Origin of the sequence: Mucilaginibacter sp. (genome assembly GCF_039921305.1) — a bacterium.
Taxonomy (GTDB): domain Bacteria; phylum Bacteroidota; class Bacteroidia; order Sphingobacteriales; family Sphingobacteriaceae; genus Mucilaginibacter.
Genome location: NZ_JBDSCA010000015.1, coordinates 91,882 through 109,053, shown reverse-complemented (window position 1 = coordinate 109,053; position 17,172 = coordinate 91,882). Strand labels below are relative to the sequence as shown.

9 protein-coding genes are annotated in these 17,172 nt (G+C 42.4%); 3 read left to right on the top strand and 6 right to left on the bottom strand.

The window, feature by feature from the left end; all coding sequences use genetic code 11:
* Positions 1 to 4: 4 nt before the first annotated feature.
* Genes ABIN91_RS03345 through ABIN91_RS03325 form a run of 5 tightly spaced genes read right to left on the bottom strand, consistent with a single transcriptional unit; the run spans position 5 to position 5,466 of the window.
* Positions 5 to 1,285, bottom strand: coding sequence for an MFS transporter (locus ABIN91_RS03345; RefSeq protein WP_348048432.1), 1,281 nt, complete (start codon positions 1,283 to 1,285; stop codon positions 5 to 7).
* Positions 1,286 to 1,323: 38 nt separating this feature from the next.
* Positions 1,324 to 2,214, bottom strand: a complete 891-nt coding sequence (locus ABIN91_RS03340) for an alpha/beta hydrolase (RefSeq protein WP_348048430.1) — start codon at positions 2,212 to 2,214, stop codon at positions 1,324 to 1,326.
* A 19-nt stretch (positions 2,215 to 2,233) separates the two neighbouring features.
* On the bottom strand, positions 2,234 to 2,569 hold the full coding sequence (locus ABIN91_RS03335) for a cupin domain-containing protein (RefSeq protein ID WP_348048428.1): 336 nt from the start codon (positions 2,567 to 2,569) through the stop codon (positions 2,234 to 2,236).
* Positions 2,570 to 2,580: 11 nt separating this feature from the next.
* The gene (locus ABIN91_RS03330) at positions 2,581 to 4,716 is read right to left on the bottom strand and encodes a heparinase II/III family protein (RefSeq protein WP_348048426.1); all 2,136 of its coding nucleotides are present in this window, start codon (positions 4,714 to 4,716) and stop codon (positions 2,581 to 2,583) included.
* Between the two features lie 12 nt (positions 4,717 to 4,728).
* A complete protein-coding gene (locus ABIN91_RS03325) occupies positions 4,729 to 5,466 on the bottom strand; it encodes a FadR/GntR family transcriptional regulator (RefSeq protein WP_348048424.1) in 738 nt (245 codons plus the stop codon).
* 257 nt (positions 5,467 to 5,723) lie between these two features.
* On the opposite strand from ABIN91_RS03325, the gene ABIN91_RS03320 reads away from it, so the two are divergent.
* Genes ABIN91_RS03320 through ABIN91_RS03310 form a run of 3 tightly spaced genes read left to right on the top strand, consistent with a single transcriptional unit; the run spans position 5,724 to position 11,827 of the window.
* Complete coding sequence (locus tag ABIN91_RS03320) at positions 5,724 to 9,011, top strand: TonB-dependent receptor (protein WP_348048422.1); 3,288 nt, start codon at positions 5,724 to 5,726, stop codon at positions 9,009 to 9,011.
* Positions 9,012 to 9,058: 47 nt separating this feature from the next.
* Positions 9,059 to 10,921 carry a RagB/SusD family nutrient uptake outer membrane protein gene (locus ABIN91_RS03315; protein WP_348048420.1) on the top strand — a complete coding sequence of 621 codons (1,863 nt, stop codon included), beginning with the start codon at positions 9,059 to 9,061 and terminating at the stop codon, positions 10,919 to 10,921.
* Positions 10,922 to 10,951: 30 nt separating this feature from the next.
* Complete coding sequence (locus tag ABIN91_RS03310; RefSeq protein WP_348048418.1) at positions 10,952 to 11,827, top strand: polysaccharide lyase family 7 protein; 876 nt, start codon at positions 10,952 to 10,954, stop codon at positions 11,825 to 11,827.
* A 72-nt stretch (positions 11,828 to 11,899) separates the two neighbouring features.
* Here ABIN91_RS03310 and ABIN91_RS03305 read toward each other — a convergent pair whose 3' ends face one another.
* Positions 11,900 to 16,876, bottom strand: coding sequence for a cellulose binding domain-containing protein (locus tag ABIN91_RS03305; protein WP_348048416.1), 4,977 nt, complete (start codon positions 16,874 to 16,876; stop codon positions 11,900 to 11,902).
* Between the last annotated feature and the right edge of the window lie 296 nt (positions 16,877 to 17,172).

The following is a 17,172-nucleotide window of genomic DNA, read 5'->3' as shown; positions in this document are numbered from 1 at the left end:
ATTATTAAGATTTTGATTTATTTGATGAAATGAATGTAATACATAACCAGGCCAGCGGAACCAGCGCAGCGCCCAGAACAAAGAACGAGGTATAGCTGTTTTGCGTTAATACCGGTACTGCCCAGGTAGTAAATAAGGTTCCTATTACGGCAGCCGTGCCACCCATGCCTGCAACGGTGCCTACGTTTTTACCGTTAAAATAATCTGACGGTAATGTTTGCAGGTTATTGATCAGGAACTGGAAACCGAAAAGCGTTATGCTGATCAAGAACATGGCTAAACCGGGATGGCTCTTCAATTGCGACAGGTTGAGCACAATTCCGATCAGGGCGCCAAGCATCAGCACACAACCAATAGTTATAGCGCTCTTGCGCGATTTTGCAGCATCTTTACCACGCTTAATATACAACGAGGAGTAATAACCGCCAAGTAAACTGCCGCAGGCGGCAATTAAATAAGGGATCCAGGTAAAACCTGCAATTTGCTTGATATCGAATAAAAACTGCTCTTTTAAAAAGGTAGGTAGCCATGTTACAAAAAGCCACCAAACCGGGTCGATAAAAAACCTGCTCAGAATTATACCCCAGGTATTGTTAAATTTTAACAGCTCTTTCCAGGTATATACCGTTTCGGGGATAATAGTGGTATTGTTGGGGCTAATGGAAAGAATATACTCCTGTTCTTCTTTAGTGATCCAGGGATGTTTATCAGGTGTGTTTTTATTGATGATTAACCATGGTATTACCCAGATGATACCCAACACGGCTACACAAGCGAATGTAAGCTTCCAACCCAGCGATATGAAAAGTATAGCGATAATAGGCGCGGCTATAACCGAACCTAATGATGCCCCGGCGCCAAAAATACCTTGCGCAATTGCCCTCTCTTTCGCGGGGAACCACTCGGCGTTGCTTTTGGTAGCACCCGGCCAGTTGCCAGCCTCGCTAAAACCCAGCATAAACCTGAAGATGTTAAAAGATAACAATCCTCTGGCCAGGGCATGCAAGGCTATTGAAATGCTCCAGCCTAAAATAGAAAAGGCCATGCCTAAACGTGTGCCTATAGCATCCATTATTTTGCCTGTGGCGGTTTGACCGAGGGCGTAGGCTATCATAAAAAAGGTGGTTATTAATGCCAGCGCATTTTTGCTGTCAGCATCAGTAATGCCAAATTCTTTGTAAATGTATGGCCACATAATGTTAATGGCGCTGCGATCAATATAATTGATCACCGTTGCCAGCCCTATAAGGGCGATAATGTACCAGCGTAAGCCTTTAATTTTCATATGTTATAGTCCCAGGCTTTTAAAAGATATCTCATCACTTATATTCCCACTTCTTTTAAAAACTTCATAATAGCAGCATCCAGTTCACGGTTCTTATCGGGAGTAAACTTGCCGTGGCCGCCACCCTCAACAGGGATAAACTCTGTTTTAACTCCTGCATCCAAAAACTTCTGATGTAAGTTTACCGATTGCTGGTAGGGCACCGTAGTATCCGCATTGCCATGGATGATGATAGTTGGTGGGCTGCTTTTTTTAACATAAGCTATTGGCGAAACCGTATTGGCAAAATCTTTATCTGTAGCATGCGTTCCTAACCAGTTTATTGCCGATTTACTTTTGATCACACCATAGCCCCAATCCCAAACATCAGTAATGCCATATTTATCAATAATGGCGGCAACTTTAATATTTTCAACTCCGGGGCAATTGGTATCAAACCTATGGTCGTTTGCAAGCAGGCCGCCCATCAAAGCCAAATGCCCACCCGATGAGCCGCCAGATATAACGATCTTATTAACATCGATATTAAGCGATTTTGCATTTTTGATGAGATAGATCATCGCGCAGCGAATATCCTCGATAGCACCCGGCGCTTTAGCTACCTGAACCAACCTGTATTCTACATTTGCAACAGCGTATCCGGCCTTAAAAAATGCAGAGAAGCCAGTTTGCTCTTCTTTAGTGCCATGATTCCAACCGCCACCGTGAATGTTTATTACCAGCGGTGTTGGTTTACTGCCCTTTGCAGGGAGGTAAATATCCATCCGGCCATCCCAATTATCAACATGGGTGTAAACCGCATCAATTTGCCGGGTATAGCCACTTGGCGTAGCTACCTGCTTTTTAGTTTTGGCAGTATCCGGAACTTGTTCCTGGGCATGTAAAGTGCCTGCTACCAGTAATAGTATAGCAATTAATCTTCTTCTCATATTTATTGGTACTAAATGGTTACAAAAAATCTTCCCGTAAGGGACTAAAAACATCAACAAGCAAACCGGCTTCAAGGCAAACGCAGCCGTGGATAACTTCGGGTGGTACATAATAGCCGTCACCTTTTTTGATGATCTTTTTCTCATCACCAATCTGCATTTCAAAAACACCGCTTTCTACATAAGTAACCTGCGAGTGCGGGTGCTTGTGCAGTGTACCAACGCCGCCTGTTTCAAACAGGGCTTTTGCCAGCATGATTTTATCATCGTAGCCGTATACCTGTCTTTTTACCTTTTCGGCGGGCACTTCCCACTCTATCTCGGTTTCTATCTGGAATAAATCGCTTTGTGCCATATCAGTTGGTGTTATTGTATCTGGATAAATTTGTCTTTACTGCTATAATCCAATTTGCAGGTATAGCTTTTGCCTTTTGCCGTAAATGTAAATGTGGTACCGGCAGCATCATTACTTACTACTTTTAATGCGGATACTGTACTTTTGGCACCTGTTGTGGTTTCGGCAGTTGGATCGGTTTTACCATGTGTTTCGGTAATGCTGATGAAGGCTTGGCTGCCACTCTTTTTTTGCTCTAATATAAAACCGCGTTCGTTACGCAAATTCATGTTAGGGTCGCCGGCACCTAAGGTTACCAGCTTTACCTGTAATGGCGATGTGCCGGTAAAGTGTGTAGTGTAAAAATGGTTATCATTTAGCATGGTGATATAACTGTTTTCATCAGTAATGCTATTATCGCTATTAAGCCAGATGTGCTGAAAACCATTGTCTTTACCCATTGCCTTCAACTCGGTGGTTGCCGCGCTAAATTTAAAAGATGCATCAGTTATAACGCCCTGATACCAAAAAGGTAAGCTATATTGATGTTCTGCAGTTGAGTTTACCTGGAAAACATCGATCATCAATGCCTTGGTATACCCTTCGGGCTTAAACAGGATACTGCTCCTTAACATGCCAACGCCCGGGTAAGCTTTGTCCTCCCTGCCGCTAACTACTTGCAGGTTATCTTTTACCTCAAAATGAACTAAGGTTGCATGACTGGCTTCGGCGTTTTTCAGGTTTGCGTTATATTGCGATGTTTGATCAACCGTAATGGTATTATGCGCTATGGTTTGCTTGGCCCAGGTTTTGTTTTCGGGCAAATAATCGCCACCAAATTTTGATTCGATATTGATGAACCGGGCAGAGCCATAATCAGAAAACACTTCGGCTCCGTTATCGTAATACAAAAGGTTCAGCCTGTCGAAATGGCCATGTCCCATACCCTGGCTGGCTGCCTTTAATAATAAACATTGTTGCGAAGCATTGCTTCCGTATCGTAATATACCTAAGCCGCCATCTTCTCCTTTGGCGCCATCGCTTAAAAAAGTACTTTTATAATTAAATGGTTTTGCCTTACCTTCTGCTATGGCCTTAGCCACAGCCAAGCCCGCGTTAGAAACGACCACTTTATTTTGCTGACGGGCAATATCTAACAGATCCGCCTCTGGTGCTATATCGGCATAAGCTATATCCACACCGTATACCATTTCATCAGATATGAAATTTTTATCCTTCATGGCATCATTAACAGGAAAGAAATTACCGGTGGTGTAGGTAGATTGTAGAGCCGCATGAATGGCCTTAGCCAGTATATTATTGCGGTACTTGAATATATTAAGCGATGGTTGATTTTGCTGTATCGCTTTGGCAAATATCACAAAAGGCATTATGGCGTAACGTTGATAATAAGGGCCTTCGGTGTAATATCCTTCCGGCGAAAATAGCTCATCTAACTGTTTTAAAAAGCCAGTTTTGCCATCCTTGTCAGACCCTTTAAGCGCCATTTCTACATATTCCGGCTTGTTAATCACATAGGCTGTTATACCAACGGCAGCCAAACACCATGTACCATGATTATGAATAAGGTTAAAAGTTTCTTTACAATCCTGGGTAAAGTATTTCATAATAGGGACGAACAAATGCTGTTCAATAGTAGCACGGTCGTTCGCCGGGATAGCATTATAAGCCATATCATAACCCTGTATTACGGTTACCTGCCAAACAAAATCATTTAAACATTGCCAGAATAATTTGCCAGGTATTTGATTGCTTTTTTGTTTGGGATGCTTTGGCCATTGTTCGTATTGTGATGCATACAACAAAAGCATGTTCTTGATATAGGTCGCGTATTTAGGCTCGCCGGTGATCTGAAAAGCTGTACCACAGGCTAAAATATTTGCGGAGTTATTTTTATGCTGTTCGTGCGTGTAACCTCCGGCTCCATCTTTGGGTACCGGTACATCCATTTTTTCGGACAGCGCCTTATCGGCTTTAGCTTTAATTTCCTGATAGGATTTTTTGAGCAGCGGATAATCATTGCAGCCTGCTTTAACAGCCGGAATATTACCGGCCGTCAGCATTAGGTTTGGGTGTGTTTGCGCTTGCGAAGTAGCCGTATAGAGCAAGAAACAAAGCGCAAGAAATAGCTTTTGAGAAAATTTCATATCAATTGTAGGCTATTGCTTATTAACTATTTGGTTAGCTGCAAAAGCTGTGCGCGCCACCTGTAAAACTTCGTCAAGGTGCGAAGCCATGGCGTTTTCGGCAGCATCAATATCCTGCTCTTCTATCGCCCTTAAAATATCGCGGTGTTCTTTCATGGCCAGTTTACCACGGTCTTTACCGCATATCTGGTTCTCAATAATGTTCCTGATCAGATCGGGGATGAGCGCGATCATCATCGATTCGATTACCGAGTTCTTGGTAGCTTCCGCGATCTTGATATGGAACAACATGTCTTCTTCAACCGCATCTAAACCCTGTGATATTTTTAGCTCATAATCAGCAAGAGCTATTTTTAAGGCATGCAGGTCTTCGGCTGTCCGTCTTTCGGTCGCCAAACGTACAGCGTCCAGTTCTATGTAATAGCGGGCTTCAATCAGGGCGCTAAAATCGTCTTTGTTAAACTTGATGATATCACTGATCAGGTTATCTAATACCTTAATACTTAAACCAGAAACATAGGTGCCACTTTGTGGTGATGTTTTTAACAAGCCGTAAAACTCAAGCTTTAATATGGCCTCGCGAACATAACTGCGGCCAACACCAAACCTTTCCGAAAGTTGTCTTTCAGCAGGTAACCTGTCGCCGGGTTTTAATTGCCCGGATGTAATTAATTGCTTTAACTGAAGGATGATCTTATCTGTGGGAGATTCAACCTGAAGTGCCTGTATGTTTTTAATAATGTTTTTCACTGGTTATGTTTTTGGATTACCAATAATTGGTTCACCAAAATTATGAGTATTTTTTTAATTACCAAATTACTTTTGCAAAATAAAAATGCTGTCTTGATAAGGCTCAGTTTTATTGTATAGGTTATTTTATAGTTGATTTCCTTTTTTATAATTAAATAAAACTGATAATGATTGAAAAGATTTGGTTTTTAATTATTAATAATTACTTTTGGTTAACCAATAATTGGTTTACCAATTAACCAATGCCTTTATTATATATGAAAAAGAAAAAATTACTTAAACTAAGTAGCGTTAATTGTTTTTTTGAGCGGTTATTTTCTCTTCCAATTTTCAAATTGGAAACAGCGGATACAAATCATTATTCAATTAAACAACAAAAAACTAAACCCTGGCTTATAACAGGTATTTTACTCCTTGTTTTTATCTCATCGGCTTATGCGCAAAAGATACAGGTAGCCGGTATTGTAAAAGATGACAAAGGCGAAGCGCTTATAGGTGTTGCGGTAAGAGTTAAAGGAGCAACCGGAGGAACAGCGACAGATGTTGAAGGGCGATACAAAATATCGGTTAATAATACTAAGGCGATACTTGTATTCACTTATATAGGATACACAACTGTTGAAGAGTTGGTTGCTGGGCAAACTACACTGAATGTGACTATGACGGGCCAAGCCAACAACCTGAACGAAATTGTTGTGATAGGTTATGGAGAGGTTCGCCGCCGGGACCTGACCGGAACCGTAGGCACTGTTGATATTGCTGGCCTTAGCAAAGCTCCCGTAAAATCATTTGATGATGCATTGGCTGGCCGGGTATCTGGCGTACAGGTTACATCTCCGGATGGGCAACCGGGCAACTCACCGGGTATTGTTATCAGGGGAGGCAATTCTGTTACGCAGGATAACTCGCCACTGTACGTTGTTGATGGGTTTCCGATCGAGAATTATACCAATAACGCGATCGAAACTTCTGATATCGAATCTATAGAGGTTTTAAAAGACGCGTCTTCCACAGCAATATATGGTGCAAGGGGCGCAAATGGTGTAATTATTATTACCACTAAAAAGGGTAAAAGCGGAGCCCCGGTAGTTACTTACTCGGGCTATTATGGCATACAACAAAATACCGGTAGTGTGGCTGTAATGGATCCCTATAATTATGTAAAGTATCAGTTAGAGGTAGACTCATTAGCCAATAGTAAACTATATGATATTTATTACCCGGTTGCTAACCCTACCGGAACCCGGAGTTTAGAGAGTTATAAAGATGCTCCGGGTATTGATTGGCAAAAGCAAATTTTCCGTAAAGCTGCTATGCAAACTCATGCGCTTTCTATCAGAGGAGGAAATAAGGATACAAAATATTCTATATCCGGTTCATATTTGGGGCAAGACGGTACGATCATAGCATCCGGCTATAAACGTTTTCAAGGACGATTTGTATTAGATCAAAATGTTACTGATAAGCTTAAGGTAAGCGTTAATACTAACTATAGTTACCTGCAAACCAACGGAAGGCAGATAGGGGGAGATTACTCAACATCTGACGCTACTTTGGTGAGTGCCTGGCGTTACAGGCCCCTGGCAGGCCCTAACGAAGATTTGAACTCGTTACTTACCGGAGCCCAGGATCAGGATGTAGTTTCATCAACTAATTATCAGTGGAACCCTGTGCTCACTTTGCAAAACGAATTGCGTAACCGTTTTACCAAAATACTTACTACAAACGCAGCTATTGATTACTCCATAATTCCGGAGCTTAGGCTTAAAATTACAGGTGGTATTAATTCAAGTAATGTAGAGTATGATGTGTTTAATAATTCTCAAAGCCGTTTAGGGAGCCCGTTAAGTCCTTTGGGTAATGGCGGCCCTAATGGCTCGGTACTTAATACTCAGGTAACCGATCTGGTTAATGAAAATACGCTTACCTATAATAAGGTATTCGCTAAAAAGCACACCGTTAATGTTGTTGCAGGGTTTACCATAAGTCAAAACACTACCTCAACCAATGGGGGCGGAGCTATATTGGTTCCAAACGAAAGTTTAGGAATAAATGGGCTATCGCAAGGTACAGCGTTTTCAATAGCAAGTACAAAAACAGCCTATACATTAGCCTCTTTTTTAGGGCGTGTTAATTACAATTATAGTTCGAGGTATTTAGCCACTTTAAGTTTCCGTAGCGATGGTTCATCAAAATTTTTGGGAGATAATCAGCAGAGTTACTTTCCTTCCGGCGCATTAGCATGGCACATCAGCGAAGAGCAATTTGCCAAAAAAATAAGCTTTCTTTCGGATGCTAAATTGCGCGGCAGCTATGGTGTTATTGGAAATAACCGGGTACCGCCCACAGCCGCCTATGCCTTGCTGGGACAAGGGGGGGCCGGAGGCGCGTATACACCGGGCAATACCTATATCAGCGGAGCATACCCGCTAAATCTGGCTAACCCGAACCTGAAATGGGAAAATACAACAGAAACAGATCTTGGGCTTGATCTGGCATTTTTTAACTCGCGGATAATTCTAACAACAGATGTTTACAATAAAAAAACTACCGATCTGTTATTGAATGCTTCATTGCCAGGCACAACCGGCTACCTTACAGCTTATGAAAACATTGGGGCAACGCAAAACAAGGGTCTGGAGTTCTTGCTATCTACAGTAAACGTAGCATCTAAAAACTTCAACTGGTCAAGCTCGTTCAATATTTCGTTTAATCGTACCAAGGTTTTAGAGTTAACATCGGGCCAACCATATTTATTAACCATCCAAAAATGGGCTAATAATAATATAGCAGCAAGCCCTGGCTTTATTGCTCAAATAGGCCAACCGGTTTCTATGTTCTATGGCTTGGTTTCTGATGGTGTTTATCAAAATAGCGATTACACACAGCCAACACCAGGCACTTATGTGTTAAACCCCGGCTTGCCAACATATGGAACAACCGCGCTCAAAACCCCCGGTGCCTGGAAATTTAAAGATCTTAATAACGATGGTGTAATAGATGTTAACGATCTGACGGTTATCGGTAACCCCAACCCTAAATTTTTTGGAGGCTTTTCTAACAACTTTACTTACAAAGGTTTTGATCTGAATATATTTTTCCAGTTTGTATACGGTAACCAGATCATGAATATTAACCGCATTCTTTTAGAAGGTGGTGGTGGTGTATCGGCTACGGTAGGTGCTAATCAGTTTGCTACCTATGCAAACCGATGGGAACCTGATAATCCCAGCAATACTTACGCGAGGGCGAATGCTGGTGGAAGTGCGCCAAATTTTTATGCTTCGCGCGATGTTGAAGACGGTTCGTTTTTGCGATTGAAAACAGTGAACCTGGGGTATACTTTTAGCAATAAGCTTGTTAAAAAAGTGAATGTGAAAAGCGTAAGGGTATATACATCGGCACAAAACTTATACGTATGGACAAAATATTCAGGCTTAGATCCCGAGGTTAATTCATACCCCGGAGCTTTAACCGCAGGGTATGATTATTCGGCCTACCCACGGGCTAAAGTAATCACATTGGGAATGAACATTACGTTTTAACGATTAATAGAATACATACAATAGTTGCATACTATAAAAGATATCAAATGAAAAAGAGAATTGGAATAGTGATGTTGATCATAACCTTAAGTGGTTTAACATCATGTAAAAAATTTTTAACCCAGCTTCCTCAGGATTCTGTGGCTCCACAAACTTATTATAGCACAGCCGACCAATTGACAGCTGCTTTAATGGCTGTGTATGCCGAATTGGGCAATTCTGACGAGGCAACCTATTCGAGGTTTTTATCTTTGGAAGCTAATGCTTCAAATGATGAATATTATATCCGGAGCTCGAGTTCGGTAGCTGCCTCTGCTTATAATTCAAACTCATCATACGCCAACTTTACCAATTGTTGGAATGATCTGTACGAAGGTGTTGAACGTGCTAATCTGTTATTAGCCAGTTTGGATAGATCTCCGGTGGCGCAGTCCGTAAAGGACGAGATCAAGGGTGAAACTTTGTTTTTGAGGGCTTATTACTTTTTTATATTGGTAAGTTACTGGGGCGATGTTCCGCTAAAGCTGGAACCAACAAGTAGCGTAACGGACATTAACTATCCGCGTGTTCCTAAAAAGCAGGTTTATACCCAAATTATTAAGGATATGACTACCGCCGAGGGCTTGGTCAAAACATCAGTTGTTTGGAATAATTGCGGTAGAATATCAAAAACAGGTGTCGAAGGTATTTTAGCAAGAGTGTGTTTACATGCCGCCGGCCGCCTGGGCGATGCCTCTTATTATCAGCAGGCTCAAACCTGGGCACAAAAAGTTGTTACCGCTGGAGTTCATAGCTTAAATACGGATTACAAGCAAATTTTTATTAATGAAAGTCAAGACGTAGAAGATATCAAAGAATGCATTTGGGAAGTTGAATTTTATCAAGATGCAGCGGGTGTATACCGTAATTACGAGCGTTTTGGATCAACAATTGGTGTGCAAAACACCAATATCGATTTTGGCTTTATGCAGGGCCAGTATCAAACCCTGGGTACCTATTACAATTTATTTGGTAAAGGTGACTTAAGACGCGATTGGACAATTACCCCATACTACTATGTGGGCAATGACGCAGCCAAGGGAACAGCAACAACTTTGAGTACAGCAATATGGGGCCGCTATCTTGCCAAATGGCGCCGTAATTATCAAACTCCAAGTAACATGACCGTTAAAAACGTTGGCCCAACCAATTGGCCATTGCTTAGATACGCCGATGTATTATTGATGCTTGCCGAAGCAGATAACGAAATTAACGGCCCAACAACTACTAACGAGGGCTATGTTAACCAGGTTAGAGAACGGGCATACGGAACAGTACTATTAGGCCGTACTGTGGGTACAATAACCATAGCTACCGCGGGTACCGGTTATACCGCGGCACCAATTGTTACCATTACAGGCGGTGGCGCTACCAAAACCGCTACAGCTACCACTACAATAACAAGCGGTAAAGTTACAGCTATTAGCATTACCGATCCGGGAAGCTTTTATACATCCGTGCCTACGGTTACTATAACCAGCGCCAATGGTGTAGGTAGTGGCGCAACGGCTACAGCAACCCTTACCAACTTAACAGATGCCGATCTATTGCCTGCACAGTACTCAAGTAAGGCCGTGTTCCGCCAAACTATAATGGATGAGCGCTCGCGCGAGTTAGGTGGCGAAGGGCACCGTAAACTTGACCTTGTGCGTTGGGGTACATTTTTAAGTGTTATGCAAAACCTGGCCGCCATTATCCCGGTACAGGCGCCAAGTGCTAATGCCACTTCAACCTATGGTTATACCGGGCGCACAAGTGCCGCGCAGCCCTATAAAAATGTTACGGCAAGGGATACTGTTTTCCCTATACCTATTGGTGAGTTAACGCTTAATCCGGGTATACCTTTCAGTGCCCAAAATCCGGGGTGGTAATTATATTTTCATCATTTAAAACAAGCTATCATGAAAAAACTGTTTTATTGTATTGCAAGCGTTATTGTAACGTTTGCAATAGCATCATGCTCAAAAAACGAAGCTAATGTAGTTTCGGCTGGTCAAACTAATATCGCATTTGATGCGAAGAATAATACCAGTGTTTTTACAACAACGGTGCTTCCTAAAGATATTCTTGATCTTTCATTATGGTCCTTATCTGTCCCCGTTGATTCTAATGGCGGTAATACAGGTAGCGCTACCACCATAAAAACCAGTGTTTTAAATTCGACGTATACATCATCTTATTTTTATACCAGCTCAGATAACGGGGTGGTATTCTGGTGTCCAACGGATGGTGCGACAACGTCACCCGGTCAGGGTTCTGATCATCCGCGTACAGAATTACGTGAAACCCTTAATTGGACAATGGCAGCAAAAGGAAAACTTCAATCAACCCTGGTAGTAAACAGGCATCCAATTGATACGGCTGATATCATCATCGGTCAGATACATTGCAGTAATACCTATAGTGGTGTTCCGTTTGTGATGCTGCATTTAAAGGATGGTATAATTCAGGTGGTGATCAAGCAATCATTAACGGCTAGTATATACCATAAACAGAATTTGATTTCTGGCATATCAACTGGTACAAAAATCTATTATTCTATCTATACCAACGGAGCTACAATCTATTTTAATGTGATCACAACCCCTCCGGGTGGTAGTAGCACCACATCAACCTGGCAAGATGCCGTGCCAACAGCCTTTAGTTCATCAAGCGTTCAGGTACATTTTGCGGCTGGCGACTACGTGCAAGAGCATACACCTAACGATGGTCTGTTCCCAAACAGTACAGATGGCGGAAGGGTTACCATGTATAACTTAACCATTACACACTATTAAATAAAAGATAAGGTATAAAAAAGGGGAGAAGTATCCGATACTTCTCCCCTTTACCGAAAATAGGATAGTTAATTAGTGATTGATCAGCAATCGTATCATAGATTGATTATTGATCTGAACAAAGTAAACGCCAGGCATGTAGTTGCCGTTTAACGCAACGTTTAACGATCCGTCATTCCCATGGAAAGAATTGGTTTGAAGTGTTTTGCCAAACGAGTCCACTATCTTTAAGTCAATATCCTTATTCAACAGGTCAGAAGTCAGTTTAACTGAGAACTGTTTAGTAGTTAAAGGATTAGGGTAAAGAACAATGTTCTCGGGTAATACAATTGTTGAAACCTTGGTATCCTGAACAGCAGAAGCCATTGAGTTACCAATTCCAAACGCACTGTATCCGCTTGGTTCCGTTCCATAAATCAACTGGCCCTGGTAGTAAACAGTGATGTTGCTGTTTTCTTGCATTGCACTGTGTGGTAAATACGAGAAATCATTGGTCATGTTAAATGCAGACCAATCAGTTTTACTAATGCGGTACTGAACATTGCCTGATGTACTTAGCGGATTTAAGGTTCCGGCAGATGCATTGAACGATAGCTCAAAATAGGTATCTGCATTGGTCAATACCGGCGATAAGGATACGAACCTCCCGCTAACCATATTGTTACCCAACTTAGCATAATCAATAAAATAATTTAATCCTGCTGTTCCTTCTTTTGTAAACCAATATCTTACTTTAATATCGCTATAATTAAGTGGAGTATTCCCCGTGTTATTTAAAGCAAGATAAGTACTGATGGTATTATTGCCGGAGTTTTGACTTTGATAGGCTACATTAACCTTAGTTATTGCCGGGGTAACCACAGGCTCCTGACCGTATATTAATTGCCCATTACGGTAAAGGGTAATATGCGGATTGGCTGTATAACTACTTGGGTTACCCTGATAAGAATAATCATCAGCTTCTAATAAATTCGACCAATCTTTATTGGCGAGCCTTGTTTGGATTGGCCCCGAATTACCATGAGCAGCAAGTGTAGCATTGGTTGTAAAGCTATATTCAATATAACCTAAAGCTCCATTTCTTGGCTGATCAGAAGTAACATACTTCATGCTGATGTTATTATTACCCATTTGAGCATAATCTATCCAGGTGTTTATGCCGGCAAAATTTTCGGCAGTAAACCAGTAACGTGCGGTTAGTTGGTTATATGCAACAGCAAGGGAATCATTGTTTACAATTTTAAGATATGGCTTGATGTTGTTATTACTTAACTGTCCGTTATCGCCATCCTGAGCTAATATCTGAATATTAAGGCCGCGCACAATTAGGGTTTGGGTTAAGGAAGTGAAAGCAAATTGAGAGTTGCCCTCTTGTATTGCTTTAAATGATACGGTACCTGCCCCGGTAATGTGTACAGTACCGTTAACTACGGTCGCAACCTGATCATTACTACTTTTAAATGTTACCGGCAAACCAGAGCTTGCAGTCGCCGAAAGCGTAAAATCGGCATCGCCAATAGTTTTGGCTGGCAGTGGATTAAAGGTAATGGTTTGTGGTCTTCCAAATACTGTAAGTTGTTGGCTTACAGCCGTAGCGGTATCAATAAACTCATTTCCGGTTTGTGTAGCCGTAATAATGGCTGTACCGGCGCTTTTTAAATGCACCTTCCCGTTAAATATTGCAGCTACCAGGGTATCCGAACTTGAGTACGTAATAGTTAAACCCGAACTTGCTTTCGCATCGGGATCAAAGTCGGCATCGCCTAGTGTTTTGTTAGGAAGCGGAGCAATGGTGATGATCTGCGATTGTTTGTTCACTATAAGTTGCTGACTTACGCTGCCAGCAGCATTAAACTTAACATTACCTGGTTGCGATGCAGTAATAATTGCCGTTCCGGGATGGCGCGCAAAAATATAGCCGTTCGCATTGGTAATAGCCACCAGCGTATCCGAACTGCTGAGTATTACCGGCAAACCTGAACTTGTAGTAGCGCCGGCGCTAAAAGCGGTATCTCCTACTGTTTTTACAGGTAAAGGGTTAAAGGTGATGGTTTGATCGTATTTAGTTACTGTTAATGGCTGGCTTACGGCTGGAGCTGCATTATAATTTGCGTCGCCAGCCTGTTTTGCTGTAATGGTTGATGTACCTGCCGCCTTAATGTGAATCTTTCCGCTTATTATGGTGGCCACTGTTGTATCCGAACTACTTAGCGTTACGGGCAGGGTTGAGCTTGCAGTAGCCTGCGCATCAAAATCAGGAACGCCTACTTTTTTGTCGTCAATAGCAGCAAATGTAATAGCTTGCGTGTTTTTCACACTGGCCAACGCGGTTATCTGTGGCGTAGTGAGTACATAATTATATATCCTTACTTCATCAAGCATACCTTTGTACGGCGCAGGTTTATTAGTTGTGGCTAAAAACTCCAACTCACCAATATTGCCAAGTACCAGGGCACTTGCCTCGCCAATGCCTGAGTTGGCTTTGGTAATGGCTACAGACCCAGCCAAAGCACCGTTCATGTACATCAATAGCTTTTTGTTGGTTACATCGCGAACAACCACAACGTGTACCCAGCTATTGGTAAAGAAAGGAATCGCGTTAACCTGCAACTCGTCTTTCCCGCCTCCGCCTGCATCGTTATCATCATCTATCGCGAATCGGATCTGTTTGTTTTTAAATTCTATGTCAAACCTTTTGCCTAACGCGCCAGTTGTGGCGTTTTTGGTGATAGAGCCTTTACAAAGCAAATAGGCACTGGTATTATTATCCTGAGGAAGCAACGTTGCAGGTGCTTTCATCCAAAACGAAACAGAAAATGAACTTTTATCCAGGTACAATTGATCCTGATTAGGGATGCGTACCACATAGATACTTGGATCGGCAGTGGCAAAATCGAGTCCGTTTTTCAATTTACCGGTGATACGTACACTTTGATTATCAGCATCCAAACCTATTGTAGCGGTATTGGCGTAGGCGGTAGAGTCTGTAACCTGGCTTGTTCCCGCATCAAGCGGCTCATCAAAAGCATAATAGCCAACCAAACCTTGCGGGATAATTGGTGGCGTACGGAACGACCAAACCTGACCTACAGCCGAGCCTTTGGTATTTACCGCGTCAACACGCCAATAATAGGTTGTATTATCTAATAACACACCTGTAGTATAGGATGGAGCCACTGCATAGGCAACATCGGCCTGCTTAATTAAGTTGGCCGGATCGGTACCCAGGTACACCGAGTAAGTTACGGTGTTGGTACTGCCCGTCCATTTTAAGGGCAATTTACCTGAGGTTAAAGCCGCATACTGGAACCCATTTACAGGTGTTGGATTAGCTGTGACAGCTGGTGCCGATGGAATGGGTGGCGTTGTGATAGATACGATGGAACTATATGCCGAAACATCAGTTGCATTAACAGCCTTTACACGGTAATAGTAAGTTGTATTTGGAGTAAGGCCTATGTTATCCGAATAAGTGGTGGCATCAGCGTTAGGATGGGCAACATCGGTAAAGGTAGTGCCGTTAGCAGATCGCTCTATAACAAAACTGGTTTCATTGGTTGAGTTATCTGTCCATGTTAATTTTACTGTACTACCGGCTGGTACTTCCTGCGAGGTAGCGGTTAGCGCCAAACCAGTAGGCGGCTTAACAAATACAGGTGGCGGATTATCTACCAATGAGTTGATATAAACCTCAATATTCAGGTATCGCGGATCTTCTGTACTGAAAGCAATAGCATCCGATTTGTCATTCTTATTTAAGCCATGAGCAGTTTCCCACGCATCTGGCATACCGTCGCTGTCGCTATCTAACGGGGCCGGAGCACCAAAAATATTGCCTAAGCCGCCATTAGAAAATGGCAGGTCGGTTTCGCGGTACACATACATGCCTTTAGTTCCTTTAGATGCCACTTCGCTAATCATCAAGCTGTCAACCTGGTCGCGGCGTGGATACCATGCACCAACGCTATCTATGGCATGCTGGTAAGCCTGCTCGGCGGTCATGATCGGATTTGCCGTTGGGTAAGCGAAAGGCTGTTGTTTAAATGCATCGCCGGTTATGCCGGGATACCCTACAGTGTCAAACGGCACTACCGCGCCATCTAAAATTCCGTTCTTATTATTATCAAAGTAGTTGCCCGAACCATAGATATTAAATGTCCCGGTTCCGCGAGAGAATGGTGTAGTTTTACTTGATGGTGTAAGAGGCCCGCCGCAAAAGTAATTATTGATCACATTCACTTCAGACACACCTGCCGAACCACCCATAATATAGGCATCGCCAGCCCAGTCATAATTAAAATCCTGATCTAAACGATGGCCATTACCCCAATCGTAAACCACGTTGTTCACAAACTCATTTACACCTTTTACTTTTGGGTTACGGGTTTTATTGCTCATATACAAATTTTGGAGCAAGCTTACCCTGCCCCCATCAGGTGTTTGGATAAGCCCTCCGGCCGAATGGTTTTCTCTGAATAAACCCTGACCGATAATGGAATTTTGAATGGTGATATTATCAGGCGAGTTGCCCTTGTTATCCCAGTTGATAGAAAAATTCTCATCCATACCCCATGAAACCGAAAGGTGGTCGAAAATAATGTTTCTGCCATGAGCCAAACCGGTTGCGTCATTTCCTGAATTACCGGTAGCGCCCAGGCGTACCCTTAAAAAGCGACAAATGGTATTATCGGCACCGGTAAAACTTATGCCTTTGTTAAAAAATACAATGCCATCACCGGGGGCGGTTTGGCCTGCTATGGTAATGTTTGATGCAACGGCCAGATCGGTTGATAACCGAATGATACCGCCCACTGCAAATACCACAATGCGCCCTGATTTACTCACCGCATCTCTGAAAGATCCGGTACCGCTGTCGTTAAGGTTGGTAACTACATATACTTCTCTGGTGGCAGCACCGCGAGCACCGGGAGCAAATTTGCCAAAGCCCATAGCACCCGGGAAGGCAGGGGTTTGGGCCTTAGCCTGCCAGGCAATTAAAAGGACTATCAGTATTAGCTGACAGCGTTTAAAAAAAGTAAAAATGTTCATATATAATTGGTTTTTGGTTAGTGAAGTGGTTGGATAGAAAGCAATGATGTGCAGACGATGCCTGTAGAAAGATAAATTATGAAGGTGCCGCCCCTACGTCAACACGTATTAGAACAGCCCATCCAGAACGCGTAACGCGCCTGAACAATGCAGGAATTTTCATGGTAAACAGGTTATATAATTGTTTACAATAATAAAGAGAAGATCAATTGAAGGTTTTTAATAATTGACAAAAGATGTTCAATTATTGATAATTATAAGCAAGTCTGTTTCTTTTTACTTTATGTTTTGGTATA

What these genes read in the sequence shown, in the direction of transcription:
- ABIN91_RS03340 (WP_348048430.1), bottom strand. Translation starts at nt 2,214, where the DNA reads ATGAGAAGAAGATTAATTGCTATACTATTACTGGTAGCAGGCACTTTA.
- ABIN91_RS03335 (WP_348048428.1), bottom strand. Translation starts at nt 2,569, where the DNA reads ATGGCACAAAGCGATTTATTCCAGATAGAAACCGAGATAGAGTGGGAA.
- ABIN91_RS03305 (WP_348048416.1), bottom strand. Translation starts at nt 16,876, where the DNA reads ATGAACATTTTTACTTTTTTTAAACGCTGTCAGCTAATACTGATAGTC.
- ABIN91_RS03345 (WP_348048432.1), bottom strand. Translation starts at nt 1,285, where the DNA reads ATGAAAATTAAAGGCTTACGCTGGTACATTATCGCCCTTATAGGGCTG.
- ABIN91_RS03320 (WP_348048422.1), top strand. Translation starts at nt 5,724, where the DNA reads ATGAAAAAGAAAAAATTACTTAAACTAAGTAGCGTTAATTGTTTTTTT.
- ABIN91_RS03330 (WP_348048426.1), bottom strand. Translation starts at nt 4,716, where the DNA reads ATGAAATTTTCTCAAAAGCTATTTCTTGCGCTTTGTTTCTTGCTCTAT.
- ABIN91_RS03310 (WP_348048418.1), top strand. Translation starts at nt 10,952, where the DNA reads ATGAAAAAACTGTTTTATTGTATTGCAAGCGTTATTGTAACGTTTGCA.
- ABIN91_RS03315 (WP_348048420.1), top strand. Translation starts at nt 9,059, where the DNA reads ATGAAAAAGAGAATTGGAATAGTGATGTTGATCATAACCTTAAGTGGT.